Source organism: Bradyrhizobium sp. CIAT3101, assembly GCF_029714945.1.
Classification (GTDB): domain Bacteria; phylum Pseudomonadota; class Alphaproteobacteria; order Rhizobiales; family Xanthobacteraceae; genus Bradyrhizobium.
This window is the reverse complement of the sequence record NZ_CP121634.1, coordinates 7,146,341-7,172,616: the sequence shown is the minus strand read 5'-3', so window position 1 is coordinate 7,172,616 and position 26,276 is coordinate 7,146,341. Positions and strand designations below refer to the sequence as shown.

General features: G+C 64.7%; 24 protein-coding genes. 16 read left to right on the top strand and 8 right to left on the bottom strand.

The window, feature by feature from the left end; translation table 11 throughout:
- Positions 1 to 73: 73 nt before the first annotated feature.
- Positions 74 to 1,051 carry a LysR family transcriptional regulator gene (locus QA645_RS33535; RefSeq protein WP_254192363.1) on the bottom strand — a complete coding sequence of 326 codons (978 nt, stop codon included), beginning with the start codon at positions 1,049 to 1,051 and terminating at the stop codon, positions 74 to 76.
- A gap of 120 nt (positions 1,052 to 1,171) precedes the next feature.
- Between QA645_RS33535 and QA645_RS33530 the strand changes: the two genes are divergently transcribed.
- The 10 genes from QA645_RS33530 to QA645_RS33485 all read left to right on the top strand — a co-directional run bounded on the left by QA645_RS33530 (position 1,172) and on the right by QA645_RS33485 (position 12,421).
- On the top strand, positions 1,172 to 2,209 hold the full coding sequence (locus QA645_RS33530) for a class 1 fructose-bisphosphatase (protein WP_283045490.1): 1,038 nt from the start codon (positions 1,172 to 1,174) through the stop codon (positions 2,207 to 2,209).
- A gap of 12 nt (positions 2,210 to 2,221) precedes the next feature.
- Complete coding sequence (locus tag QA645_RS33525; RefSeq protein ID WP_254129523.1) at positions 2,222 to 3,097, top strand: phosphoribulokinase; 876 nt, start codon at positions 2,222 to 2,224, stop codon at positions 3,095 to 3,097.
- Between the two features lie 13 nt (positions 3,098 to 3,110).
- A complete protein-coding gene (gene tkt / locus QA645_RS33520; RefSeq protein ID WP_283045489.1) occupies positions 3,111 to 5,132 on the top strand; it encodes a transketolase in 2,022 nt (673 codons plus the stop codon).
- Between the two features lie 14 nt (positions 5,133 to 5,146).
- Positions 5,147 to 6,232: a class II fructose-bisphosphate aldolase gene (gene fba, locus QA645_RS33515; RefSeq protein WP_283045488.1), complete on the top strand. Its 1,086-nt coding sequence runs from the start codon at positions 5,147 to 5,149 to the stop codon at positions 6,230 to 6,232.
- Positions 6,233 to 6,263: 31 nt separating this feature from the next.
- On the top strand, positions 6,264 to 7,724 hold the full coding sequence (locus QA645_RS33510) for a form I ribulose bisphosphate carboxylase large subunit (RefSeq protein ID WP_283045487.1): 1,461 nt from the start codon (positions 6,264 to 6,266) through the stop codon (positions 7,722 to 7,724).
- An 11-nt stretch (positions 7,725 to 7,735) separates the two neighbouring features.
- On the top strand, positions 7,736 to 8,143 hold the full coding sequence (locus tag QA645_RS33505) for a ribulose bisphosphate carboxylase small subunit (protein ID WP_283045486.1): 408 nt from the start codon (positions 7,736 to 7,738) through the stop codon (positions 8,141 to 8,143).
- Between the two features lie 97 nt (positions 8,144 to 8,240).
- A complete protein-coding gene (gene cbbX, locus QA645_RS33500; protein WP_283045485.1) occupies positions 8,241 to 9,173 on the top strand; it encodes a CbbX protein in 933 nt (310 codons plus the stop codon).
- A complete protein-coding gene (gene rpe, locus QA645_RS33495) occupies positions 9,170 to 9,907 on the top strand; it encodes a ribulose-phosphate 3-epimerase (RefSeq protein WP_283045484.1) in 738 nt (245 codons plus the stop codon). The genes cbbX and rpe overlap by 4 nt, the downstream gene beginning before the upstream one ends.
- Before the next feature lie 268 nt (positions 9,908 to 10,175).
- A complete protein-coding gene (locus tag QA645_RS33490; protein ID WP_283045483.1) occupies positions 10,176 to 12,032 on the top strand; it encodes an EAL domain-containing protein in 1,857 nt (618 codons plus the stop codon).
- A 176-nt stretch (positions 12,033 to 12,208) separates the two neighbouring features.
- Positions 12,209 to 12,421, top strand: coding sequence for a hypothetical protein (locus QA645_RS33485; protein ID WP_254129531.1), 213 nt, complete (start codon positions 12,209 to 12,211; stop codon positions 12,419 to 12,421).
- 22 nt (positions 12,422 to 12,443) lie between these two features.
- Here the strand turns inward: QA645_RS33485 and QA645_RS33480 are convergent, their stop codons facing one another.
- Positions 12,444 to 13,280, bottom strand: a complete 837-nt coding sequence (locus QA645_RS33480) for a universal stress protein (protein WP_283045482.1) — start codon at positions 13,278 to 13,280, stop codon at positions 12,444 to 12,446.
- Positions 13,281 to 13,492: 212 nt separating this feature from the next.
- Here QA645_RS33480 and QA645_RS33475 point away from each other — a divergent pair, with 212 nt between their 5' ends.
- Together QA645_RS33475 and QA645_RS33470 are read left to right on the top strand one after the other, a co-directional pair.
- Positions 13,493 to 15,040, top strand: a complete 1,548-nt coding sequence (locus tag QA645_RS33475) for a Do family serine endopeptidase (protein ID WP_283045481.1) — start codon at positions 13,493 to 13,495, stop codon at positions 15,038 to 15,040.
- Positions 15,041 to 15,316: 276 nt separating this feature from the next.
- Positions 15,317 to 15,679, top strand: coding sequence for a hypothetical protein (locus QA645_RS33470; RefSeq protein ID WP_254135299.1), 363 nt, complete (start codon positions 15,317 to 15,319; stop codon positions 15,677 to 15,679).
- 12 nt (positions 15,680 to 15,691) lie between these two features.
- On the opposite strand, the gene QA645_RS33465 is transcribed toward QA645_RS33470, so the two are convergent.
- Both QA645_RS33465 and QA645_RS33460 read right to left on the bottom strand, forming a co-directional pair.
- On the bottom strand, positions 15,692 to 15,967 hold the full coding sequence (locus QA645_RS33465; protein ID WP_254129534.1) for a DUF6496 domain-containing protein: 276 nt from the start codon (positions 15,965 to 15,967) through the stop codon (positions 15,692 to 15,694).
- A gap of 83 nt (positions 15,968 to 16,050) precedes the next feature.
- Entirely contained in the window at positions 16,051 to 16,245 is a 195-nt protein-coding gene (locus QA645_RS33460; protein WP_200472691.1) for a DUF3072 domain-containing protein, read from the bottom strand.
- Between the two features lie 115 nt (positions 16,246 to 16,360).
- Between QA645_RS33460 and QA645_RS33455 the strand changes: the two genes are divergently transcribed.
- The 3 genes from QA645_RS33455 to QA645_RS33445 are packed head-to-tail and all read left to right on the top strand — an operon-like array spanning position 16,361 to position 17,050.
- Entirely contained in the window at positions 16,361 to 16,570 is a 210-nt protein-coding gene (locus QA645_RS33455; RefSeq protein WP_254129535.1) for a hypothetical protein, read from the top strand.
- 34 nt (positions 16,571 to 16,604) lie between these two features.
- The gene (locus QA645_RS33450) at positions 16,605 to 16,814 is read left to right on the top strand and encodes a hypothetical protein (RefSeq protein WP_283045480.1); all 210 of its coding nucleotides are present in this window, start codon (positions 16,605 to 16,607) and stop codon (positions 16,812 to 16,814) included.
- A gap of 35 nt (positions 16,815 to 16,849) precedes the next feature.
- Positions 16,850 to 17,050 carry a hypothetical protein gene (locus QA645_RS33445; RefSeq protein ID WP_283045479.1) on the top strand — a complete coding sequence of 67 codons (201 nt, stop codon included), beginning with the start codon at positions 16,850 to 16,852 and terminating at the stop codon, positions 17,048 to 17,050.
- Between the two features lie 102 nt (positions 17,051 to 17,152).
- Here QA645_RS33445 and QA645_RS33440 read toward each other — a convergent pair whose 3' ends face one another.
- Positions 17,153 to 17,392, bottom strand: a complete 240-nt coding sequence (locus tag QA645_RS33440) for a hypothetical protein (RefSeq protein WP_283045478.1) — start codon at positions 17,390 to 17,392, stop codon at positions 17,153 to 17,155.
- A gap of 98 nt (positions 17,393 to 17,490) precedes the next feature.
- Positions 17,491 to 17,694 carry a hypothetical protein gene (locus QA645_RS33435; RefSeq protein ID WP_283045477.1) on the bottom strand — a complete coding sequence of 68 codons (204 nt, stop codon included), beginning with the start codon at positions 17,692 to 17,694 and terminating at the stop codon, positions 17,491 to 17,493.
- 7 nt (positions 17,695 to 17,701) lie between these two features.
- Here QA645_RS33435 and QA645_RS33430 point away from each other — a divergent pair, with 7 nt between their 5' ends.
- Complete coding sequence (locus QA645_RS33430; RefSeq protein ID WP_254135300.1) at positions 17,702 to 18,136, top strand: hypothetical protein; 435 nt, start codon at positions 17,702 to 17,704, stop codon at positions 18,134 to 18,136.
- On the opposite strand, the gene QA645_RS33425 is transcribed toward QA645_RS33430, so the two are convergent.
- Both QA645_RS33425 and QA645_RS33420 read right to left on the bottom strand, forming a co-directional pair.
- A complete protein-coding gene (locus QA645_RS33425; RefSeq protein WP_283045476.1) occupies positions 18,133 to 19,626 on the bottom strand; it encodes an HWE histidine kinase domain-containing protein in 1,494 nt (497 codons plus the stop codon). The two genes, QA645_RS33430 and QA645_RS33425, sit on opposite strands and share 4 nt — an antisense overlap.
- A 13-nt stretch (positions 19,627 to 19,639) precedes the next feature.
- Complete coding sequence (locus QA645_RS33420; RefSeq protein WP_283045475.1) at positions 19,640 to 25,936, bottom strand: HAMP domain-containing protein; 6,297 nt, start codon at positions 25,934 to 25,936, stop codon at positions 19,640 to 19,642.
- Positions 25,937 to 26,276: the final 340 nt, after the last annotated feature.

Here is a 26,276-nt window from a genome sequence, read left to right as displayed (position 1 = left end):
AGAGCGCCTGCTCCAGATCATCGTCGTTCTGGCGGCGACGGTCGCGATGAAGCTGATGGCCTGAGCGGCCGCGCTACCGCTCGCCGAAATCGGGCACTTCGGGCAGATAGTTCGCGCCTTCTGAGCCGAGGAAATCGAACATCGCCTGCGCCGGCGGCAGCAGCACCTTGTCGCTGCGGCGGATCACGTACCATTGCCGGACGATCGGAAGACCCGCGACATCGAGCACGATCAATCGCCCCTCGGCGAGCTCATGCGCCACCGTGTGCGCCGAGATGAAGGCGATGCCGAGACCCGCGATCACCGCCTGCTTGATGGTCTCGTTGCTGCTCATCTCCATGCCGATGATCGGCTCCAGATCGGACTTCTGGAACATCCCCTCCATCAGCGTGCGTGTGCCCGAGCCGGGCTCGCGGGTGAGGAAGGTCTCGTGCACGAGATCGGTCAGGCTGAGGCCTGAATCCTTCTCCAGCCAGTGCCCCTTGCGCGCGACGATGATGTGCGGATTGCGCCCGAGCTGACGCACATCGACGCTGACGTCGGCCGGTGGCCGACCCATCACCGCGAAATCGAGGTCGTAGCCGTGCATGGCCTCGCGAATCTCCTCGCGATTGCCGACGGTCAGCTTGATCTCGATCTTCGGTGAGCGCTTGGAGAAGGCCGCGATCGCGTGCGGCACGAAATATTTCGCGGTCGAGACCGCACCGAGATGCACCGTGCCGCCGGTCTTGCCCGCGAGCAGATCGAGCGCGCCCTGGCAGTCCGTGATCGCGGCCTCGACGCGCTCGGCGAGCGCCAGCACCTCGCGACCTGCCTCCGTCAGCAGCATGCCGTCGCCGGTCCGCTGCACCAGCGGCAGGCCAGCGAGGTCCTGAAGCTGCCGCAGCTGCTGGGTCACGGCCGGCTGGGTCAGCCCGAGCTGGGTCGAGGCGGCGGTGACGCTGCCCTTGGCCGAAAGCGCCGCGAGCGAGCGCAACTGCCGGATGGTCAGATGCCGGAGCTGGGTCGCCGCATGGCCAGGGCCATTATAAGAAAATTCTTTGGCGCTCATTATGAATAGAAATTTTCCTTATTAAGCCGGCCCTGTCAATCTCCTCGTGCTGGGAACGACCGCGACCTGCCTCCATCGGGGAGGGAACTGGATGTGGCGCCCACAAGGGGATGGACGCAGATGACCGGGCAACTCAGGCTGGACGACCACCTTCAACGCCACTCCGAGACGGCGCCGCATGCGCTCGCCGTGGCGGCCGCAGTCGACGCCATCGCGGCGGCCGCGATCGAGATCGCCGATCTCATCGCCACCGGTGATCTTGCGGACGCCTCGGGCCTGACCACCGGCCGCAACAGCGACGGCGATGTCCAGCGTAACCTCGACGTGCAGGCGGATGCGATCCTGCGTCGCTGCCTCGGCAAGCTGCCGATCGCGGCCCTGGCGTCTGAAGAGATGCGCGAGCCTCAGATTGGCGACCGCGAGGCCAGGATCTGCGTCGCGATCGATCCGCTCGACGGATCCTCCAACATCGACCTCAACATGACGGTCGGGACGATCTTCTCGATCTTGCCCGCGCCGGACGACCTCGGTCTCGCCTTCCATCAGCGCGGCTCTGCGCAATTCGCCGCGGGCTTCGTCACCTACGGCCCGCAGACCTCGCTGGTGCTGACGCTCGGCGACGGCGTCGACATCTTCACGCTCGACCGTAAGGCCGGCTGCTTCCGTCTCGCGCGCAGCGCCGTGCAGATCTCCGAGGCCTGCGAGGAGTTCGCGATCAACATCTCCAATCGCCGCCATTGGGAGCCGCCGGTGCGCGCCTTCATCGATGAATGCCTCGCCGGCGTTGACGGGCCCGCCAACCACAATTTCAACATGCGCTGGATCGGCTCGCTGGTCGCGGAAACCTATCGCATCCTCACGCGCGGCGGCGTGTTCCTCTATCCCTCCGACGCGCGGCCCGGCTATGGCGATGGCCGCCTGCGCCTCGTCTACGAGGCGCACCCGATGGCGATGATCATCGAGCAGGCCGGCGGTTCGGCCTCAACCGGGCGCGAGCGCATCCTCGATCTCTCAGCGCAAAACCTGCACCAGCGCGTGCCGCTGGTCATGGGCTCCAGCAACGAAGTGCGGCGTGTCGCCGAACTGCACTGCGATCCGCTGCTGGTTGCCAGTGTCTCCGCGCCACTGTTCGCGCGGCGCGGCTTCTTCCGGCTCTGAGCGAGGTGACCTATGTCCAGGAAGCATCCGATCATCTCCATCACCGGTTCGTCCGGCGCGGGTACGACATCGGTCAAGAAGACGTTCGAACAGATCTTCTTCCGCGAGAAGGTCAACGCCGTCTACATCGAAGGCGACGCATTCCATCGTTATGACCGCGCCGAGATGCGCGTGCGCATGGCGCAGGAGGCCGAGCGCGGCAACAAGCACTTTAGCCATTTCAGCCCGGACACCAACCTGTTCGAGGAGCTTGAGCGTGCCTTCCGCGACTATGGCGAGACCGGCACCGCGACGACGCGGCACTACGTCCACGACGCCGAGGAGTCCGCGCTGCACGGTGCGGCGCCCGGCACCTTCACCGAGTGGAAACAGCTCCCGGAGAATTCCGACCTGCTGTTCTACGAAGGCCTGCACGGCGCCGTGGTCACCGACCGGGTCAACGTCGCGCGCTACGCGGACCTGAAGATCGGCGTCGTCCCCGTCATCAATCTCGAATGGATCCAGAAGCTGCACCGCGACCGCAGCGCGCGTGGATATTCGACCGAAGCCGTCACCGACACCATTTTGCGGCGGATGCCGGATTACATCCACTACATCTGCCCGCAATTCACCGAGACCGACATCAACTTCCAGCGCGTGCCGACGGTGGACACCTCAAATCCGTTCATCGCGCGCTGGATCCCGACGCCGGACGAATCGATGGTCGTGATCCGTTTCAAGAATCCGCGCGGGATCGACTTCCCCTATCTGCTGTCGATGCTGCCGCAGAGCTGGATGTCCCGTGCGAACTCCATCGTGTGTCCGGGCGCAAAGCTCGATCTGGCGATGCAGCTCATCCTGACGCCGCTGATCATGCAGTTGATCGAGCGCAAGCGCAGCTTGAAGTGAAAAGGAGGATCTGATGAACATCTCGGTTCACGCCGACGCCGACCTCACGGCGGTCGCGCACAGCGATCTCGCCAACGCCGTCCGCTTCCTCGCGGTCGACGCCATCGAGACGTCGCAGTCCGGTCACCCCGGCCTGCCCATGGGCATGGCCGACGTCGCGACCGTGCTGTTCTCGCGCTTCCTCAAATTCGACTCGGCACATCCGAACTGGCCGGACCGCGATCGCTTCGTGCTCTCGGCCGGCCATGGCTCGATGCTGCTCTATGCGCTGCTGCATCTGACCGGCGGCGATGTCAGCCTCGACGACATCAAGGCGTTCCGGCAATGGGGCTCGAAGACGCCGGGCCATCCTGAATACGGCCACACGCCCGGCGTCGAGACCACGACCGGACCGCTGGGGCAGGGCATCGCGACGGCCGTGGGCATGGCGCTCGCCGAGCGCATGGCCAATGCGCGGCATGGTGACGGCCTCGTCGATCACTTCACCTACGTGATATCAGGCGATGGCTGCCTGATGGAAGGCATCAGCCAGGAGGCGATCTCGCTTGCAGGTCACCTCCAGCTCGGCCGCCTGATCGTGCTGTTCGACGACAACGGCATCTCGATCGATGGCCCGACGTCGCTCGCAACTTCGGACGATCAACTGGCGCGCTTCGCCGCCTCCGGCTGGTCCGTCCGCCGCGTCGACGGGCACGATCCCGAGGCCGTTGCGCAGGCGATCGCCGAGGAGCGCGAGAGCGCAAAGCCGTCCCTGATCGCCTGCCGCACGATCATCGGTTACGGCGCGCCGGATCGTCAGGGGACCGAGAAGGCGCATGGCGCGCCGCTCGGCACCGAGCAGGCCGCGGCTGCACGGCGGGCACTCGGCTGGGACTATCAGCCCTTCGTCGTGCCGATCCCGGTCATGAAGGCGTGGCGGATGATTGGCCAACGCGGGCAGGTGGATCGCCTGGCCTGGCTCGATCGCTACGAAGACGCGACGCCCGAGCAGCGTGAGCTCTTCATCGAGGGCAAGTCGGTTGCCTTGCCGAACGCCTATGCCCAGGCCTCGGCGAAATTGCGCGAACGCTTTGCCACCGAGCGTCCGAAGCTTGCGACGCGGCAGGCCTCGCAGCAGGTGCTCGATGGCATCGCGGGGACGATCCCCGGATTCGTCGGCGGCTCTGCGGACCTGACACATTCGAACCTGACGCATGCCAAGGCGCAGGTTCCGGTCAAGCGTGCCGCATTCGCTGGCGACTACATCCATTACGGCATTCGCGAGCACGGCATGGCGGCCGCGATGAATGGCCTCGCGCTGCATGGCGGCTTCATTCCCTATGGCGGCACGTTCCTCGCGTTCTCCGACTACAGCCGGCCGGCGATCCGTCTTGCGGCCCTGATGCGACTGCGCGTGATCCATGTCATGACCCATGACTCCATCGGTCTCGGCGAGGATGGTCCGACGCATCAACCGGTCGAGCATCTCGCCGCGCTGCGCGTCATTCCGAACCTGCTCGTGTTCCGGCCCGCCGACGCGGTCGAGACGCTGGAAGCCTGGGATTGCGCGCTTGAGGCCGAGAATCGTCCCTCCGTGCTGTGCCTGTCGCGCCAGGCATTGCCGACCTTCCGCAGCGATGTCCGCGGCAGGAACCGGGTCGCGCGCGGCGCCTATGTGATCGTCTCGCCTGATGGCGGACGCGACGTGACGCTGATGGCGACCGGCTCGGAAGTCTCGATCGCGCTGGAGGCCTCTCGCCTGCTTGCAACAGAGCACGTCCGCGCCGCCGTCGTGTCGGCGCCCTGCTTTGCCCTGTTTGAGGAGCAACCCGACGACTATCGCGCCGCAGTTCTCGGCAAGGCGCCGCGCGTGGGCATCGAGGCGGCCGTCGTCGGCGATTGGCATCGCTGGATCGGCGCGGAGGGCGAGTTCGTCGGCATGCGCGGCTTCGGTGCCTCGGCCCCGGCTCCGGTGCTCTACCGCGAGTTCGGCATCACGCCGCAAGGCGTCGCGGAAGCCGCCCGGCGGGCGATCGCCCGCGCTCGCAAGCAATAACAGGAGGACTCTTCGTGGCCCGTATCACTCTTCGCCAATTGCTCGATCATGCCGCCAGCCACGGCTACGCGGTGCCGGCATTCAACATCAACAACATGGAGCAGGGCATCGCGATCATGCAGGCGGCGGCCGAGGTCGATGCGCCCGTCATCATCCAGGCCTCGCGCGGTGCCCGCAGTTATGCCGGCGATCTCATGCTGTCGCACATGATCGACGCGCTGGAGCGAACCTATCCGGACATTCCGCTCTGCATGCACCAGGACCACGGCAATGACGAGGCGACCTGTGCGTCGGCCATCGCCCATGGCTTTACGTCCGTGATGATGGACGGCTCGCTCAAGGCCGATGCCAAGACGGCCGCCGACTACGATTACAACGTCGCGATCACTCGCCGCGTCGTCGATCTCGCGCACTGGGTCGGCGCCTCCGTCGAAGGCGAACTCGGTGTGCTCGGCTCGCTCGAGCATGGTGGTGGTGAGCAGGAGGATGGCCATGGCGTCGAGGGCAAGGTCAGCCACGACCAGTTGCTGACCGATCCCGACCAGGCCGTCGACTTCGTTCGCACCACGAAGGTCGATGCGCTCGCCATTGCAATGGGCACCTCGCATGGCGCCTACAAGTTCAGCCGCAAGCCGGACGGCGACATTCTAGCGATGCGGGTGGTCGAGGAGATCCACCGCCGGCTGCCGAACACGCACCTCGTGATGCACGGTTCCTCGTCGGTGCCGCAGCCGCTGCAGGACATGTTCAACCAGTTCGGCGGCGAGATGCCGCAGACCTGGGGCGTGCCGGTCGAAGAAATCGTGCGCGGGATCAAGAGCGGCGTACGCAAGGTCAATATCGACACGGATTGCCGGCTCGCCATGACCGCCGTGTTCCGCAAGGTCGCAGCGCAGAGTCGCAACGAGTTCGATCCGCGCAAATTCCTGAAGCCCGCGATGGATGCGATGCGCGAGCTCTGCCGCGATCGTTTCGAGCAGTTCGGCACCGCCGGCCACGCCAGCAAAATCAAGGTCGTTCCCTTGAGCGAGATGGCGCGGCGCTATCGCGCCGGCGAGCTCGATCCGCGCATCGACGCGCGCGAGCCAGTTGCGGCCTAGTCATTCAGAGAGAGAAGAGCAGGAGAGAGCCATGAATGCACATGCAGGAACCGTCCGCGGCAAGGAACGCTATCGATCGGGCACGATGGAATACGCGCGCATGGGCTATTGGGAGCCCGATTACACGCCGAAGGACACCGACATCATCGCGCTGTTTCGCGTCACGCCGCAGGAAGGCGTCGACCCGATCGAGGCGTCGGCAGCTGTCGCCGGCGAGTCCTCAACGGCGACCTGGACGGTGGTGTGGACCGACCGTCTGACCGCGGCCGAGAAATATCGCGCCAAGTGCTATCGCGTCGATCCGGTGCCGGGCACGCCGGGTTCGTATTTCGCCTACATCGCCTATGACCTCGACCTGTTCGAGCCGGGCTCGATTGCCAATATGTCGGCCTCGATCATCGGCAACGTGTTCGGCTTCAAACCGCTCAAGGCGCTGCGCCTGGAGGACATGCGGTTCCCGGTCGCCTACGTGAAGACATTCCAGGGGCCGGCGACCGGCATCGTGGTCGAGCGCGAGCGGCTCGACAAGTTCGGCAGGCCGCTGCTGGGCGCAACCGTCAAGCCGAAGCTCGGACTTTCAGGCCGCAACTACGGCCGCGTGGTCTACGAGGCGCTGAAGGGTGGGCTCGACTTCACAAAGGACGACGAGAACATCAACTCGCAGCCCTTCATGCATTGGCGCGACCGCTTCCTTTATTGCATGGAGGCTGTGAACCGGGCGCAGGCGGCCTCCGGCGAGGTCAAGGGCACGTATCTGAACGTCACCGCCGCGACCATGGAGGACATGTACGAGCGCGCCGAATTCGCCAAGGAGCTCGGCTCGGTCATCGTCATGATCGATCTCGTGATCGGCTACACCGCGATCCAGTCGATGGCGAAGTGGGCGCGCCGCAACGACATGATCCTGCATCTGCACCGTGCCGGCCACTCGACCTACACCCGGCAGAAGAGCCACGGCGTGTCGTTCCGCGTCATCGCCAAATGGATGCGGCTCGCGGGCGTGGATCACATCCATGCCGGCACGGTGGTCGGCAAGCTCGAAGGTGATCCCAACACCACGCGCGGCTATTACGACGTCTGCCGCGAGGATTTCAATCCGACCAGGCTCGAGCACGGCATTTTCTTCGACCAGTCCTGGGCGAGCCTGAACAAGATGATGCCGGTGGCCTCCGGCGGCATTCATGCCGGCCAGATGCACCAGCTGCTCGATCTGCTCGGCGAGGACGTCGTGCTGCAATTCGGCGGCGGCACCATCGGCCATCCCATGGGCATTGCCGCAGGCGCGATCGCCAACCGCGTGGCGCTGGAGGCGATGATCCTCGCCCGCAACGAGGGGCGCGACTACGTCCACGAGGGTCCGGAGATTCTCGCCAAGGCCGCGCAGACCTGCACGCCGTTGAAGTCGGCGCTCGAAGTCTGGAAGGACGTGACCTTCAACTATCAATCCACCGACACGCCGGACTTCGTGCCCACGGCGCTGGAAACCGTCTGAGGAGAAAGAATATGAAACTGACCCAGGGCTGCTTCTCGTTCCTGCCCGATCTGACTGACGACCAGATCTATAAGCAGGTGCAGTACTGTCTTGCCAACGGCTGGGCGGTGAACATCGAGTTCACCGACGACCCGCATCCCCGCAGCACTTATTGGGAGATGTGGGGCCTGCCGATGTTCGATCTCCAGGACGCCGCCGGCGTGATGATGGAGTTGGCCGAATGCCGCAGGGTGTACGGCGACCGCTACATCCGTGTCAGCGGCTTCGACTCGAGCCACGGCTGGGAATCGGTGCGGATCTCCTTCCTCGTCAACCGTCCGCCGCAGGAAGCCGAGTTCGAGCTGGTGCGGCAGGAGGTCGGCGGCCGCGCGATCCGCTACACCACCGTGCGCAAGCCTGTCGCCCACGCCTCGCAATAGCCTCTCCCTTCCGCACGGAGCACTCCCTGCTCCGTTTCCTTGGCGGCCACTGCTTCGCCGCTCCCCCCGCGGCGAAGCTCTTTTCTTCGAGGTGCCCATGCTCGACGTTCCCCATGCAGCAGCCGCCGAAGGCGGTGAGACCCAATTCGATCTTCGCAAGGAGGCCGAAGCGGCCGGGATCACCGACACGCTGCAACAGCTCGAGCAGGAGCTGATCGGTCTGAAGCCGGTCAAGAGCCGGGTGCGCCAGATCGCGTCGCTCCTGCTGATCGAGCGTATCCGCCAGCGCGCCGGCCTCGCTTCGGCGCCACCGACGCTGCACATGTCGTTCACCGGCAATCCCGGCACCGGCAAGACCACTGTGGCGTTGCGCATGGCAAAGATCCTCCATGGCCTTGGTTTCGTGCGGCGCGGACAGGTGATCTCGGTGACACGCGACGATCTCGTCGGGCAATATATCGGCCACACCGCGCCGAAGACGAAGGAGATCCTGAAGAAGGCGATGGGCGGCGTGCTCTTCATCGACGAGGCCTATTACCTGCACCGGCCCGACAACGAACGCGACTACGGCCAGGAGGCGATCGAGATCCTGCTCCAGGTGATGGAGAACCAGCGCGAGGACCTCGTGGTGATCCTCGCCGGGTATGGCGAGCGCATGACGAGCTTCTTTGCCTCCAATCCCGGCTTCCGCTCGCGCATCGCCCATCACATCGAATTTCCGGATTATGCGGAAGCCGAGCTGCTGGTCATCGCCGAGCTGATGTTGAAGGAACGCGGCTATCGCTTTTCGGCTGCGGCGCGCGAGGCGTTCGAGAAATACATTGCGCTGCGCCGGACCCAGCCGTTCTTCTCCAACGCGCGCTCGATCCGCAACGCGGTCGATCGCATTCGCCTGCGGCAAGCCGATCGCCTGGTGTCGGATCTCAATCGCATGCTCGACGTCGCCGACCTCGAGACGATCGATCCCATGGACGTCCTGGCGAGCCGTGTCTTCAGCGGCGGGGCCGATGCGCGGAGTGCAAAACCATGACCAAGGAGATCGTGATCGCCCCCTCGATCCTGGCGGCGGATTTCGCCCGCCTCGGCGACGAGATCGCGGCAATCGATGCGGCCGGCGCGGACTGGATCCATTGCGACGTCATGGACGGCCACTTCGTGCCGAACATCAGCTTTGGCGCAGATGTCATCAAGGCGATCCGGCCGGTGACGAAGAAGGTGTTTGACGTGCATCTGATGATCGCGCCTGTCGATCTCTATCTGGAGGCGTTCGCGAAGGCGGGCGCCGACGTCATCACCGTCCATGCCGAGGCGGGGGCGCATCTCGACCGTTCGCTCCAGGCCATCCGCGCACTCGGGAAGAAGGCCGGCGTCAGCCTGTGTCCGGCGACGCCCGAGAGCGCGATCGAATATGTGCTCGATCGTCTGGATCTCGTGCTGGTGATGACGGTCAACCCGGGTTTCGGCGGCCAGTCGTTTCTCGAATCCCAGCTCGAGAAGATCGCGCGGATTCGAAGCATGATCGGCGAGCGGCCGATCCGGCTCGAGGTCGACGGCGGCGTCACGCGTGACAATGCGGCTGCTGTCGCCGCTGCGGGGGCTGACACGCTGGTGGCCGGTTCCGCTGTGTTCCGCGGCAAGAGCAGTGCCGATTATGCCGCCAACATCGCGGCCATTCGCGTTGCCGCGGAATCCGGCCGGGTTCCGAAACGGCAGGATAATTCCGCGCTGCCGATGCGGGTCGGAGAGAGTGCGTTGATCCGGTAGACTACGGATGATGAGACCGGTGATGCCGCCGTCGCTGCTCCGGTTGCGCCGAGGCGTGCCACATTTCTCCGGGGTTCCACGGAGAATGTTGAACAAGCCAATCAATCGTTTCAGGCCGGAGTAACCAACGCGCCCGAGGCGAAGATTCGATTAACACCCACGCAATGCGAAGCATCGCAATGTCCGGTTCAGGAATGCGAGAGAGCGTGGGGATGCTGATCCAGGATACCTGCAGGCATGAGGCCTGCACGCGGCGAGAGGCGATGGCATGAGCATGCATCGCTTGTTCGCCGAGCAGCTTCGCTGCGCCACGGACGCAACCGGACAGGTCGACGTCGTCAGGCTGGGCGAGCTCGTCAGCGCGGCCTATGAGGTGAGCGATCGCGAGCGGCAGCGGATGATCGATGCACGCGCGCAGACGCATGATGAGGTCGCGCAGGATCTGCTGCGGACCCAGGAGTTCCTCGATACCATCGTCGAGAACATCCCGATCGCCGTGTTCGCGAAGTGCGCAAAGGATTCGCGCTACATCCTGCTCAATCGCGCCGGCGAGGACTATTACGGCGTGCCTCGCGAGCAGATGCTCGGCAGGACGCCCGAGGAGATTTTCCCGGCTGAAGTCGCCCGCATGGTCAACGAGCAGGACCGCCGCGTCGTCGCCAGCGGCATGCCGATGTTCCTCGAGGAGCACCTGCTCGAGATCGGCGTCAAGGGCCACGACCGCGTCGTCAATTCGCGCAAGATGCTGATCAGCGATGATGCCGGCGATCCGCAATATCTGGTCGGCGTGATCGAGGACGTCACCGAGCGCGTCAATACGCAGGAGCGCATCAGCCACCTCGCGCATCACGACGCGCTGACCGACTTGCCGAACCGCAGCGCATTCAATGCGGCGCTGGGCGAGCGGCTGCAGCGCGCGCAGCAGGCGTCGGCCGGTTTCGCGGTGCTCAGCCTCGATCTCGACCGCTTCAAGGACGTCAACGAATTGTTCGGCCATCCGGTCGGCGACATGATGATGCGCGGGGCGGCCGAGCGGCTCGCCGCGGAAGCCGATGGTGCCTTCGTCGCCCGCATCGGCGGCGACGAGTTCATGATCCTGATGCCGGACGATGTCTGCCGTGAAGAGGTGCTTGCGATCGGCGAGCGGCTGGTCGAGGCGATCGGCAACGAGCTCGAGGTTGACGACTATCTCTCCCATGTCGGCCTCAGCGTCGGCATCGCGCTCTATCCCAATGACGGCGTGGATGCGGCAACGCTGCTCGCCAATGCCGATTCCGCGCTGTATCGCGCCAAGCGCGAGGGCCGGGGCAGGGTGTGCTTCTTCGAATCCGAGATGGACCGGGAACTGCGCGATCGCAGGCTGCTGCTGCACGATCTGCGGCAGGCCGTCGAGCAGAACGAGCTCCTGCTCTACTTCCAGCCGCAGGCGCGGATGGACGGCGAGATCATCGGCTTCGAGGCGCTGTTGCGCTGGAATCATCCGACCCGCGGCATCGTGCAGCCGGACCAGTTCATCCCGCTGGCCGAAGAGAACGGGCTGATCATCCAGATCGGCGAATGGGTCTTGCGCGAGGCGTGCCGCGAGGCCGCGTCCTGGCCGCGGCCGCTGCAGGTCGCGGTCAATCTGTCGCCGGTTCAGTTCCAGACCGGCGACCTCGAACGGTCGATCCACCAGATCCTGTTGGAGACGGGACTTGCGCCGACACGGCTCGAGGTCGAGATCACGGAGGGCGTGCTGATCGGCGATTTCGCCCGCGCGCTCAATCTGCTGCGGCGGTTGAAGGCGCTCGGCATCCGTATCGCGATGGATGATTTCGGCACCGGGTACTCGTCGCTGTCCTATCTCCAGTCGTTCCCGTTCGACAAGATCAAGATCGACCGCAGCTTCATCTCCGATCTCGAGGCGACGCCGAAGTCGGCCGAGATCGTTCGTGCGGTCCTGAGCCTGGCGCGCGCCCTGCACATTCCGGTCGTCGCGGAAGGGGTGGAGACGGAGGCGCAGCGTGCCTTCCTCGCGTGCGAGGCCTGCGAGGAAATGCAGGGTTATCTGATCGGCCGGCCCGAACCGATCGAACGTTATTTCGATTTGATCGGCATCAACGTCGAACGCCGCCGTTACGCCTAAACCCATCGTGAGTTTCAGGCTCGAGTTCGCCCGATAGGAACCAATGTGCGTCGTCCGGTTTCCCTAGAGTTAACCAAGGTTAAGCCGGCTGTGTACGCAGAAAATGTTTTGCACAACCGCCATCGGCGTGACGCAAATCAGGATAATAAGCCCGTGTGAATGCGAGGGAGGGTCTCATGGAGAACGTACGTCGCTACCGCGCGCTGGCGTCCCTCTGTCGCCAGCAGGCCGCCTATCGGCCGCTCCAGAACTGGCAGCTGCTCGGCCAGGCCGAACATTTCGAATATCTTGCCGAGATCGCGCTGAAGGCGCATTTCGACGCGTGCAATGCGCAACGCGAAGACGACGCCATCGCAGCCGCAGCATGGGAGCGACCCGCCGCGGCGTGAGCGTGAATCCGTTCCGCCTTCGCTAGTGCGACATCAGCGTCGGGACCGTCATGGCTTCCAGCATGGCGCGGGTGACGCCGCCGAGAAAGCGCTCATGCAATCGGGAATGGCCGTAGCCGCCCATCACCAGCACATCGAGGCTCTCGTCCGCCGCCAATGACAGGATGGTGGGCTGGATATTGGCGCGCGTGGCCGAAAGGCTGTCCGTGCGCGTCGACAGGCCGCGGCGGCCCAGATGTTTCGCCAGATTGCTCGCGGAAGCCTCCTCGGGAGCGGTGTCGGACTCGTTGATCGCAATGATCACGATCTCCTCGGCGCGTGCCAGCAATGGCGCTGCGTCGCGCATCGCGCGGCTCGCAAGCCGGCTGCCATCCCAGCAGATGCCGACCCGCTTCGCCCTGAATGTCCCGCGGAAGGTGTGGGGAAGGAACAACACCGGACCACCCGCCTGGAACAGGATTTCGCCCGGCACGTCGTTGTCGAACGACGCCAGCGCCGGATCGGGCTGGAGCACGATGCTGAGATCATGCAGCCGTGCCATTTCGCCGAGCGAGGCGGCTGCATCGACCGGGATCGCACCGAGCGGGTGGCAGGTATAGGAAATCCCGGCGATGGCGGCTCCGCTTTTGAATACCGCGAGTGCCGCCTCGGCCCGTTCCATCGCGCGCTCGCGTTCCATCTCGAACACGGCTGCCACGGCAGCACCACCCTCCATGGCATAAGCAGCCGTGCCCGCGACATAGCCAACGGCGACCGCGTCGATGTGGGCGTTGAGCTTGGCCGCAAGCGAGATCGAGCCGTCGATCAGGGCGCGCATCGGGCGCTCGGTCGGAATGTGGACGAGAATATCCTTGTACATGGTGCGCCTCCGATGGCCATCATCCAATGGGCGCAGTTTTTCACTGCGCGGGGGGCTCACGTTGAGCTGCATCAAGTGCGCGGCGAGGAAATTTAGCCTGCGGCCGCCCGCCGCGCTTTCTTTGCCAAGATTTAATCGCGTGGACGGGACGCCGTAAGGTGACGATGTCCATGTTGGGTGCAAGGCGACTTACCCAACATGGACATTTCGACATGATCGATCGCGTCAATTCCGACACCAAAAGCACCCGTACAATTCTCAGGCCGCGCCGGCTCGCGCTGCTCGGCACTGTGGCCGCGCTTGGCGTGGCCGTGCTGGCTGCGTCTCCGGCTTCGACGCCGTTCGGCGTGAACTCCCTGATTTCGCCGGCGCAGGCCGCTGAGAGCGCCGCGACGCCGCCGGGCTTCGGCGACCTCGTCAGCAAGGTCAAGCCCGCCGTTATCTCGGTGCGGGTGAAGATCGACCAGGACAACGACAAGAGCGCGATGCTGCAGCAGAACCGGATGGATCAGGACGAGGATTCTCCGTTCGACCAGTTCCAGCGGCAGTTCGGCTTCCGCGGCCAGGGTGGCATGAATGGCATGCCGCGCCAGCGCCACCAGGTGATCACGGGCGAGGGCTCCGGCTTCTTCATCTCGGCCGACGGCTATGCCGTGACCAACAACCATGTCGTCGACCACGCCGAGTCCGTGCAGGTGACGATGGATGATGGCACGATCTACACCGCGAAGGTGGTCGGCACCGATCCGAAGACCGACCTCGCGCTGATCAAGGTCGACGGCAAGAAGGACTTCCCGTTCGTGAAATTCTCCGACCAGAAGCCGCGGATCGGCGACTGGGTGGTCGCGGTCGGCAATCCCTTCGGCCTCGGCGGCACGGTGACGGCCGGTATCGTCTCGGCCAGCGGCCGCGACATCGGCAATGGTCCCTATGACGACTACATCCAGATCGATGCGCCGATCAACAAGGGCAATTCCGGCGGTCCGGCCTTCGACATGAACGGCAACGTGATCGGCGTGAACACCGCGATCTTCTCGCCCTCGGGCGGCTCGGTCGGCATCGGCTTCGATATTCCGTCCTCGACCGCCAAGCTCGTGGTCGCGCAGCTCAAGGACAAGGGTGCCGTCACCCGTGGCTGGCTCGGTGTGCAGGTGCAGCCGGTGACCGCGGAGATCGCCGACAGCCTCGGCCTGAAGGCGGCGCGCGGCGCCATCGTCGACAACCCGCAGGATGGCAGCCCGGCAGCGAAGGCCGGCATCGAGGCGGGCGACGTCATCACCGCCGTCAACGGGACCGAGATCAAGGACTCCCGCGATCTCGCCCGCACCATCGCCACGCTGGCACCGGGCACGTCCGTAAAGCTCGACGTCGTTCACAAGGGCGACACCAAGACGGTGACGCTCGCGCTCGGCGAACTGTCGAACGAGCGGCAGGCCAAAGGAGGCGATAAGTCTGGTGACGGCAAGGCGCAGCAGGCTCCCGGCACGCCGCGCCTCGGCCTCAGCCTGGCACCGGCCGGCGAGGTCCAGGGCGCAGGTCAGAAGGGCGTCGTGGTCACCGAGGTCGATCCGCAGGGACCGGCAGCGCAGCGCGGCATCCAGACCGGCGACGTCATCCTCAATGTCGGCGGCAAGGCGGTCTCCAATGTCGGCGACGTCCGTTCCGAGCTGGCGCAGGCCAAATCGTCCGGCAAGAACAGCGTGCTGCTGCAGGTGAAGAGCGCTGAGGCGACCCGCTTCGTCGCGGTGCCGCTCGCCTGATTTCCGGATCCTGACAACAAATTCAAAAGGCGGCCTGCGGGCCGCCTTTTTCGTGCATACCTCTCGAGATACCCACAGGCTGTCGATAACATTCTCGTTAACGGCAGCATTGGTGACGGGTTCGTCCGAAAAAGCCGCGTTCGCTCGTCAGAATTTGGAATCGCGTGTTGTGCCTTGGCGGCAGTGACGGCGCCGAGGCAAATTGCTGGAGTGGAACTTCGGACGTCCGGCTGCTTTGTGGAACCGGCCGGTGGTCCGCATTTGATCGGTGCCGACATGGATCGATTGAAGCTCTCGCTGAAGCTTGCGCTGCTGCTGGCGCCACTCGTGCTGTCGACCGGAAATGCCCTGGGGCGCGACGACGGCCGCTTCACCGACTCACCGCTAAAACCCTGGTTCGACAGCCTGCGCAGCCATCTCGGTCCATGCTGTTCGGACGCGGACGGCGTTGCCGTCGCCGATCCCGACTGGGACTCGCACAATGGGCATTACCGGGTTCGTCTTGACGGGGAGTGGGTCGAGGTCCCCGACGAAGCCGTGATTACCGAGCCGAACCGCGCCGGTCGCACCATGGTCTGGCCGGTCAAGACAGCGTTCGGCGTTTCGATTCGCTGCTTCATGCCCGGCAGCATGATCTGACGCCGGGCGGCGTCAGCGCTTGGCGGATTTCCGCTTCGAGCTCTTCTTGGCCGTCTTCTTCTTTGACGTTTTCTTTGACGTTTTCTTCGATGCCTTCTTCGGCACCTTCTTGCCCTTTGCGCGTGCTTCCGAGAGGCCGATTGCGATCGCCTGCTTGCGGCTCTTCACGCGACCGCCGCGACCGCCGGGTCCGCTCTTCGCGGTCCCCTTCTTGTAGCGCCGCATCTCTCGTTCGACATCACTGCCGGCACTGCGTGAGTAGCGGCGTTTCTTTGCCTTGCGTGCCATCAACTCTCTCCCTTGACCTCCCCTTGGCCTCGGAAGAGAACAGGAGGGCTGACGCAACGTTCCAAAGGCGCCGGCCGCGCGCCTCAGAAGGAGTTCGCGAGCTCGATCTCCGCTTCAAGCACCTGGATGCGGCGTGCGGCTTCGGCCGAGGACAGGCCGCGATCGTATTGCGCGGGCTGGTAGGCCTCTTCGCTCAGCCGCTTCAGCCGCAGCCCTTGCGCCCGGGTCATCTGCTCCATGAGAAAAGCCTTGGCGTCGTATTTACCCTGAACCTGCATCTCTGCTCTCCACTCTGAATTCGTGACTTGACTATATGTTCTTATTTTGTTCTAACAAGCCATGGACAACAGAATTAATGAAATTCGACGCAAAATCAGTGCCTTGAGGCTGGAGATGGCCGATGTCGAGGCGTCCGTGCGCGATCTCGTCAATCGCGATCGCGACTGCACCGAACGGGCCCTGACGCAGATGGAGCTGCGCCGGAAAATCAATCTGCTGATCGGCGAATGGAAGGCCGCTGGCGGTGGCGGGGTGTTGCCCGACATCCGCGACCGGGTGCGTCTTCGCGCGCAGAAGAGCGAGAGCAGGGCGGCGCGCCGTTGAGACATGCCACGGCGGTGGCGGATGGAGGCTGGCGGTGGAAGAAGACCCGGACGCCTACCGGATTCTGAAGCTCCGCGCCGAGATCCTCGAATTGGGCTCCGCGATCCGGCAATTGCAGCGCGAGGGCCTCGACGATGCCGCGGCCCAGCTCCTGATTACGCGCAAGCGGGCGCGGCTCGACCACCTCGTGAAGACAGCTCCCACACGCGGCCACCTTAACATCACTGACATTCGACGCAGCTAAAGCGATCGCGCAACGCGAAATGCCGGAGCTCGTCCGTGCCGGAAGCCGAAATGGCCGCTCTGCTGAGGGCTGTGCTTGATGAGGTCTGTGCCGATCTTGCGCCGTCCGAAATGGCGACGCGCCAACGAATTGCCGCTCGACTGGGTGATCTTGCTCGATCGGGGCAATGTTCGGTCGACGATTTGAAGCGCGCCGGCCGGGACGTGCTGACCCGCGCGCCGACGATGTGGCGCTAAGCTTGCTGGCCATGCGCCTCGACCGCTGATTGAGACCGGCGTCGCCAAAGCAACGAAAAGCCCCGCGTCGCCGCGGGGCTTCTCATTGTATTGAGCCCGCGCTTACTTGCTCATTCCGTTCTGGGGCTTGGTCATGCTGCCACCCTGATCGCTGCCGGGGCCAGCACCGCCTTGGCCTGACGCGTCGGCAGGTACGGTCTTCTTCATGTTGGCGCCTGTCGTCTGCGACGACGAGGTCGATGATTCATGCTTCGCCTTGTGCGACTTGGCCTGCGCGGCGAAGGGCGCGGCAGCGAGGCCGGTTGCCAACATCACGGTGAGAGTGAGCTTGGTCGTGTTCATGCGCGGGAACTCCCTGAGTTGAATTGACGCAGGCAGAGCCAACCGCTCATTGCCGCGGGAGTTCCGAACCAAAGAGCGCATTGCGCCTCACGCGCGCTTCAAGATTCCTTGTCCTCGTTGAGGATGAACACGACGCCCGTCAGCGCCGCACCGATGGCAAACGTCGTCACCATCGTGCCGACAAAGACGAAGGCTGCCGCATGGCCGCCGTGATTCAGCAATCCTGCGACCGCAGGATTGGCCAGGATCAATGCAAGTGTGAAGACCAGGCCGAGTGCCGCGCCCATCATCGCGTGTGTCATCAGCTTGATGATGCCGGTGGGAGAGATCAGGCTTGGCGATCTATTTGGCGACCTGTTTGGCGACTTTTTTGTGCGCATGGAACTGCCGATCGATCTGGCACGCCAACGCGCATCGTCGTCGCGGGTTCCATTTTGCATGAAGGAATTGTCATCCCCCGCTTCATCCGACGTTCATGCCGATCTTGCCAGGATGAACGGCATCAACACGGGAACATTCGCTATGGGTAAGGTGGTCTTTCTCTATCGCTCGCTGGCCTACCGTAACGCAGCGGCCGACATGTTGCGCAAGGCGCGCAAGCTGCCGCGCGGTGCAGAGCGCAGCGCAGCCCGCCGCTACGCGACGGCGTTGCGCGATCTCGCGCAAACGGAGGCCTGGCTCGAGGGGCGTGTCGCCGATGAACCTCAGCCGATGTTACGGCTGAAGGTCGCTGCGTCGCGCTAACCCGACGCGCGCTGAAGTTCGGGGGAGGTGCTGGCCTCGAACTTGTCCTGCGTTGCCGATGTTGCCGCGCTCTTGCGTATCAACGGCACATTGAGGCGGCACAACAGGCCCTCCGAACGCCAGTCGAACTGCGCCTGTCCGCCGAGCTGGGATTCGACACTGGCCAGCAGGCTTCTCGTGCCGAAGCCTCGCGACTTCGGCGTCCTGACCAGCGGCCCTCCGGTCTCCTCCCAGGTCAGGATCAGGAGATCGTTCTCGACCTGCCAGCCGATCGCGAGCCGCCCCGACCGGGTCGACAGCGCGCCATATTTGGCCGAATTGGTGAAGAGCTCGTGCAGCGCAAGCGCCAGCGTCTGCGCTGTCGCCGGCAGCAACTGCACCTCGGGACCCGCGAGCTCGATCTGTCCGCCGAGCGAGTAGGGCGCAAGCTCCTCCTCGATCAGCTTGGAGAGCTCGGCGCCCTGCCAGCTCGACAGCGACAGGATGGTGTGCACGCGCGCGAGCGCATTGATGCGCCCCTCGACGGCATGGACGTAAGCCTTGACCTCGTCGGCACGGGTGAGGCGCACGATCGACTGTGCCAGCGCCAGCGCATTCTTGGCGCGGTGATCGACTTCGCGCGCCAGCAGGTTCTGCCGTTCCTCGGCGCGCTTGCGTTCGGTGATATCGACCGTGACGCCGCTCACCCGCACCACGCGGCCGCCCGGATCCACCGTCGCGGCCGCCGTGCCGACGCACCAGCGGACCTCGCCATCGGGTCGGCTGACGCGAAATTCTCCTTCATAGGCGTGCGCACCGGTATTGAACGCGGCAATCGCCTGGCCGAACTGGTCGACGTCATCCGGGTGCAGCAGCGCCTGGATGTTGGCCGAGGTGACGTTGAAGGTCTCCGGCGTCACGCCGAATATGCGGTACTGGCCCTCGTCCCACATCCAGTCGCCATTGACCCAATCCCAGTCCCAGGATCCCATCTTGCCGGCGGCAATCGCCATGCTGCGCCGCTCTTCGCTCTCGCGCAGCTTCGCGGTGGAATTCTCGAGCTCGGCCGTGCGGGCGCGGACGCGATCCTCGAGATCCTGGTTCAGCCGTTCGAGCTCGCGCGTCTTGCGATAGAGCTCGGCAAACACCTTGACCTTGGCGCGCAGCACTTCCGGTATGACGGGTACCGGAACATAGTCGACCGCGCCCATCTCGTAGCCGCGGAGCCGGTCGATGTCGCTGACCTGGATTGCCGAGATGAAGATCATCGCGGTCTTCTGGAAGCGCGGATGCTCGCGGATCATCGCGGCGAGCTCGAAGCCGTCGAGCTCGGGCATGCAGACGTCGACCAGGATCACCGCGATCTCGGTCTTGAGCAGAACCTCCAGCGCCTCGCGGCCGGACGAGGCGATCACGAGGTTCTCGCCGAGTTCCTTCAAGATCACCTCATAGGCGAGCAGCTTGGCCGGCTGGTCGTCGACGAGGAGGATATTGACCTTTTCGTGGTCCATTCTCGGATCCAGCTCAGCGGTGCAGCCACATGCGGATCGCAAGCAGCAATTGATCGGTGTTGACGGGTTTGGCGAGGTAGTCGGACGCGCCGGCTTCCAGGCATTTTTCGCGGTCGCCCTTCATCGCCTTCGCCGTCAGCGCGATGATCGGCAGGCGGAGGAAGGCCGGGTTCTCCCGGATCACGCCGATGGTCTGGTAGCCATCCATCTGCGGCATCATGATGTCCATCAGCACGATGGCGATTTCCGGATTGGATTCGACCAGCGTCACCGCCTCGCGGCCCGTGGTCGCCGTCAGCACCTTCATGCCGCGCCGTTCCAGCACGCTCGACAGTGCGAAGATGTTGCGGGCGTCGTCGTCGACGAGCAGCGCAGTCTTGCCGATCAGATCCTCGTCGGAACTGTTCAGCTTCTCCAGCATGCGCTGTTTCTCGACGGGCAGTTCCGTGATCACGCGATGCAGGAACAGCGCGGTCTCGTCGAGCAGGCGTTCGGGCGATTCCACGCCCTTGACCACGATGCTGCGCGCCATGGTGTGAAGTTCCGCATCCTCTTCGGCCGAGAGTTCGCGGCCGGTGAACACCACCACGGGAACATTCGATAGCGTGTCATCGCGGCGGATCTGCTCCAGCACCTCGAAGCCGCTCATGTCGGGCAGCCGGAGGTCGAGCACCACGCAGTCACAGGGGGCCTCGCGCAGCGTCGAGAGCGCACCCGCGCCGGTATCGGTGGTCACGATCTCGATGTCGTCGTGATGCAGCAGCTCCCGGATCGACAGCTGCTCGGCTTCGTTGTCCTCGACGATCAGGAGCCGCTTGCGTCGTGGCTGCGCATATTCCTTGATCTGGGTCAGCGCGGCGGAAACGCCTTCGGTCGTGGTCGGCTTGTTGACGAAGGAGAAGGCGCCGCGGGCCAGCGCATGCTGCCGGTCCTCGTCGAGCGTGATGATCTGTACCGGAATGTGACGCGTCAGCGGGTTGTGCTTGAGCTGGCTCAGCACCGTCCAGCCGAGCATGTCGGGCAGGAACACGTCGAGCGACACGGCGCGCGGCTGGTACTGTTTTGCGAGTTCGAGCGCCTCCGCGCCGCGCGCGGCGACCAGGACCTTGAAACCCTTGTCACGCGCGAGGTCGACCAGGATGCGGGCATAGTGCGGATCGTCCTCGACGACCAGCAGGATGCTGTCGCCGGGTTCGAGATTGAGCCGGTCGTCGGGCAGCTGCTCGATGACGCGCTGCTGCTCGGGGACAGCCGGCTGCAGTGCCGGCGGCTGGTTGTATTGTTGCGGCGCCGGCGCGGCACGCGGCGCCAGCGTCGGGCCGGAATATTTCAGCGGCAGATACAGTGTGAAGGTCGAGCCCTTGCCGGGGGCGCTGCGCAGGTGGATTTCGCCGCCGAGCAGGCTCGCGAGCTCGCGGCTGATGGCAAGGCCAAGTCCGGTGCCGCCGTATTTGCGGCTGGTGCCGGCGTCCGCCTGCTGGAACGCCTCGAAGATCAGCTTCTGCTTCTCCAGTGGAATACCGATGCCGGTATCGGAGACCTCGAAGGCGATGACGGCCGGCGCGGAGTTCAGCACCGGATGATCCGTGCCCCAACCGCCGAGCGCGCCGGCGACCTTGAGCCGCACTTCGCCTTCACCGGTGAACTTGAACGCGTTGGAGAGCAGGTTCTTCAGCACCTGCTGCAAGCGTTTGGAGTCGGTGACGATGCTGCGTGCGAGGTTCGGATCGACGTCGATCTGGAACGACAGATTGCGGTTCTCCGCCTCATGCCGGAACGGCCGCCCGACCGTCTCGAGCAGGTTCGCGGTGAGGATCTCCTCGGCCTCGACCGTCACCGTGCCGGACTCGATCTTGGAGAGATCGAGGATGTCGCTGATGAGGTTCAGGAGGTCGGTGCCGGCGCCGTGGATGGTGCGGGCGAACTCGACCTGTTTGGCGGAAAGATTGCCGTCCGGATTGTCGGTGAGCTGCTGGCCGAGGATCAGGATCGAGTTCAGCGGCGTCCGCAGCTCGTGGCTCATATTGGCCAGGAATTCCGACTTGTACTTCGAGGTCAGCGCGAGCTCGGTCGCCTTTTCCTCGAGCGCGCGGCGGGCTTGCTCGATCTCCTGGTTCTTGCGCTCGACCTCGACGTTACGTTCGGCGAGCTGTTGCGCCTTCTGCTCGAGCTGGTCGTTGGTCTGCTGCAATTCGCGCTGTTGGGTCTGGAGCTCGCCGGCCAGCTGCTGCGACTGCTTCAGCAGGCCTTCGGTCTGCATCGTCGCTTCGATCGAATTGAGCACGATGCCGATGGAATCGGTGAGCTGCTCCAGGAAGGTCATCTGCGAGGTCGTGAACGAGGTGAGCGAGGCGAGCTCGATCACCGCCTTGACCTGGCCCTCGAACAGCACCGGCAGCACCACGAGGTTTTTCGGTGCGACGCGCAGCAGCGCCGAGTTGATCGGCACGACGTCGGCGGGGATGTCGGCAACCACGCGCGGGCGCCTGTCGAGCGCGCACTGGCCGATCAGGCCGTCGCCGAATTGCAGCACGCGCTGATAGGGGTAGACGCCGTCGCCGGCATAGGAGGCGAGCAGCAGGAGCTGCGGATTGTCCTCGTTCTCGACCTGGTAGATCACGCCGGTATGCGCGTTGACCAGCGGCGACAGCTCGGTCAGCAGCAGCCGGCCGACGGTCGTGAGATCGCGCTGGCCCTGCAGCATGTTGGTGAATTTGGCGAGGTTGGTCTTCAGCCAGTCCTGCTCGGTGTTCACGTCCGTCGTGAGACGGAGATTCGTGATCATCGTGTTGATGTTGTCTTTCAGCTCGGCGAGTTCGCCGCGGGCGTCAACCTGGATCGACGGCGTCAAATCGCCCTTGGTCACGGCGGTCGCCACTTCGGCGATCGCGCGCACCTGCGAGGTGAGGTTGGCCGCGAGCAGGTTGACGTTGCCGGTGAGGTCCTTCCAGGTGCCGGCCGCGCCGGGCACGTCGGCCTGACCACCGAGGCGGCCTTCGACGCCGACCTCGCGCGCCACGGACGTCACCTGGTCGGCGAAGGTCGCGAGCGTCTCGGTCATGTTGTTGATGGTGTCGGCGAGCGCTGCGACTTCGCCCTTCGATTTCACGGTGAGATTTTGCTTGAGGTCGCCGTTCGCGACCGCGGTCACCACCTTGACGATGCCGCGGACCTGTTCGGTGAGGTTCGCCGCCATGAAGTTGACGGTGTCGGTGAGGTCCTTCCAGGTTCCGGCCACACCGGGCACCTGGGCCTGACCGCCGAGCTCGCCTTCGGTGCCGACTTCGCGCGCCACGCGCGTCACTTCGCCGGCGAACGCGTTGAGCTGGTCCACCATGGTGTTGATGGTGTTCTTCAGCTCGAGGATTTCGCCCTTCACGTCGACGGTGATCTTGCGGGACAAGTCGCCGCGCGCCACGGCGGTCGTCACTTCGGCGATGTTGCGGACCTGCGTGGTGAGGTTTGCCGCGAGCAGGTTGACGTTGTCGGTGAGATCCTTCCAGGTGCCGCCGACGCCGGGCACGACGGCCTGACCGCCGAGCCGGCCTTCGGTGCCGACTTCGCGCGCCACGCGCGTCACTTCGGCGGCGAAGGAGCGGAGCTGCTCCACCATGGTGTTGAGGGTGTCCTTGAGCAGCAGGATCTCGCCACGCACGTCCACCGTGATCTTCTTCGACAAATCGCCGCCGGCGATCGCGGTTGCGACCTCGGCGATGTTGCGGACCTGGGCCGTCAGGTTCGAGGCCATGAAGTTGACGTTGTCGGTGAGGTCCTTCCAGGTGCCGGCGACGCCGGACACCTCGGCCTGACCGCCGAGCTTGCCTTCGGTGCCGACTTCGCGCGCCACGCGCGTCACCTCGCCGGCGAAGGCGTTGAGCTGGTCCACCATGGTGTTGATGGTGTTCTTGAGCTCGAGGATTTCGCCCTTCACGTCCACGGTGATCTTGCGGGACAAGTCGCCGCGCGCCACGGCGGTGGTCACCTCGGCGATGTTGCGGACCTGGGCGGTGAGGTTGCCGGCCATCGAGTTGACGGAGTCGGTGAGGTCCTTCCAGGTGCCGGCGACGCCGGGCACGTTGGCCTGGCCGCCGAGCCGGCCCTCGGTGCCGACCTCGCGCGCCACGCGCGTCACCTCGCCCGCGAAGCGGTTGAGCTGGTCGACCATCGTGTTCAGCGTGTCCTTCAGCTGAAGGATCTCGCCGCGCACGTCCACCGTGATCTTGCGCGAGAGGTCGCCGCCGGCGATCGCGGTTGCGACCTCGGCGATGTTGCGGACCTGGGCGGTGAGGTTGCCCGCCATCGAGTTGACGTTGTCAGTGAGGTCCTTCCAGGTGCCGGCCACGCCGGTCACCTGCGCCTGGCCACCGAGCTTGCCTTCGGTGCCGACCTCGCGTGCCACGCGCGTGACTTCGCCGGCGAAGGCGTTGAGCTGGTCCACCATGGTGTTGAGCGTTTCCTTCAGCTGAAGGATTTCGCCCGACACGTTCACGGTGATCTTCTTCGACAAGTCGCCCTTGGCGACGGCCGTGGCGACCTCGGCGATGTTGCGGACCTGGCCGGTCAGGTTCGAGGCCATCGAGTTGACCGAGTCCGTCAGATCCTTCCAGGTGCCGGCGACGCCGCGCACCTGGGCCTGGCCGCCGAGCTTGCCTTCGGTGCCGACCTCGCGCGCGACGCGCGTGACTTCGCCGGCGAAGGCGTTGAGCTGGTCCACCATGGTGTTGATGGTGTCCTTCAGCTCGAGGATTTCACCGCGGACGTCCACGGTGATCTTCTTCGACAAGTCGCCGCCGGCGACCGCGGTCGTCACCTCGGCGATGTTGCGAACCTGTGCGGTCAGGTTCGAGGCCATCGAGTTGACGCTTTCGGTGAGGTCCTTCCAGGTGCCGGCGACGCCGAGCACGTTGGCCTGGCCGCCGAGCCGTCCTTCGGTACCGACCTCGCGCGCGACGCGCGTGACTTCGCCGGCGAAGGCATTGAGCTGGTCGACCATGGTGTTGAGCGTTTCCTTCAGCTGAAGGATTTCGCCCGAGACGTTCACGGTGATCTTCTTCGACAAGTCGCCGCCGGCGATGGCGGTCGCGACGTCGGCGATGTTGCGGACCTGGGCGGTCAGGTTCGACGCCATGAAGTTGACGTTGTCGGTCAGGTCCTTCCAGGTACCGGCGACGCCGGGCACCTGGGCCTGGCCGCCGAGCTTGCCTTCGGTGCCGACCTCGCGCGCGACGCGCGTCACTTCGGAGGCGAAGGAGTTGAGCTGGTCCACCATGGTGTTGATGGTGTCCTTCAGCTCCAGGATTTCGCCGCGGACGTCCACCGTGATCTTGCGGGACAAGTCGCCGCGCGCCACGGCGGTGGTCACGTTGGCGATGTTGCGAACCTGTGCGGTGAGGTTGCCGCACATCGCGTTGACGGAGTCGGTCAGGTCCTTCCAGGTGCCGGCGACGCCGGGCACGATGGCCTGGCCGCCGAGCTTGCCGTCGGTACCGACCTCGCGGGCGACGCGCGTCACTTCCGAGGCGAAGGAGCGCAACTGGTCCACCATCGTGTTGATGGCTTCCTTGAGCTGCAGGATCTCGCCGCGGACGTCGACCGTGATCTTCTTGGACAAGTCGCCGTTGGCGACCGCGATCGTCACCTCGGCGATGTTGCGAACCTGGTTGGTCAGGTTGTTCGCCATCGAGTTGACGCTCTCGGTGAGGTCCTTCCAGACGCCGGTCACCTCCGGCACCTGGGCCTGGCCGCCGAGCTTGCCCTCGGTGCCGACCTCGCGCGCCACGCGCGTCACCTCGGAGGTGAAGACGCCGAGCTGCTTGATCATCGTGTTGACGATGGTCGCCGATTGCAGGAATTCGCCGCGCAGCGGGCGGCCCTCGACGTCGAGCTTGACGGTGTCGAGCAGGTCGCCCTGCGCCACGGCCGCGACCGCACGGGTCACCTCGCGCGTCGGCCACAGCAGATCGTCGATCAGCGTATTGACCGAGCCTTCCATGTCGGCCCAGGAGCCCGAGGCGAGGCCGAACTTCACGCGCTGGCGGGTCTTGCCCTCGCGGCCCACGACCTGGCCGACCAGCTCGAGCTGCTGCGCCATGCGCTGGTTGGCGGCGATGATTTCGTTAAAAGTGTCGGCAATCTTGCCGTCGATGCCGAGATATTCGCCGCTCATCCGCACCGAAAAATCGCCGCTGCGCATGGCCTGTAGCGCGAGCAGCAATTCCGACCGGGAATCCGGCTCCGAGGTACCGTTGGGTTTGGGTTTTGGGACGCGACGACCGGAGCGTGATGCTGTTCCGGAATCGAGGTCGCTCATACTAATTCCCCCGCAGGCGCCGGCCGAATCTTTGGCGTGACGCATCTGGTCAAAATAGAGCGTCAGCCAAATTCGAAATCAAGCGCCAAGGTTGCGACGCTAGGAATTGGAACCTGCCGTGCTCAGCCCGGCCAAACTAACGACGAAGATTGACGAGAGTTCCATCCGATTACCTAAAATGTCTCAGCCCTTAGGAGGGGGCGTGGGGGGATGTTCCGATCTTGAAACTTCCGGCCGGGCGGCAAGGATGCCAAGGCCGCTGCCGGCCGGGACGAGATGACCGGCAGCGATCGCGTCGTCCGGCCGATCGAGCGGCAGAATCACTTGGAGGACAAGGAGG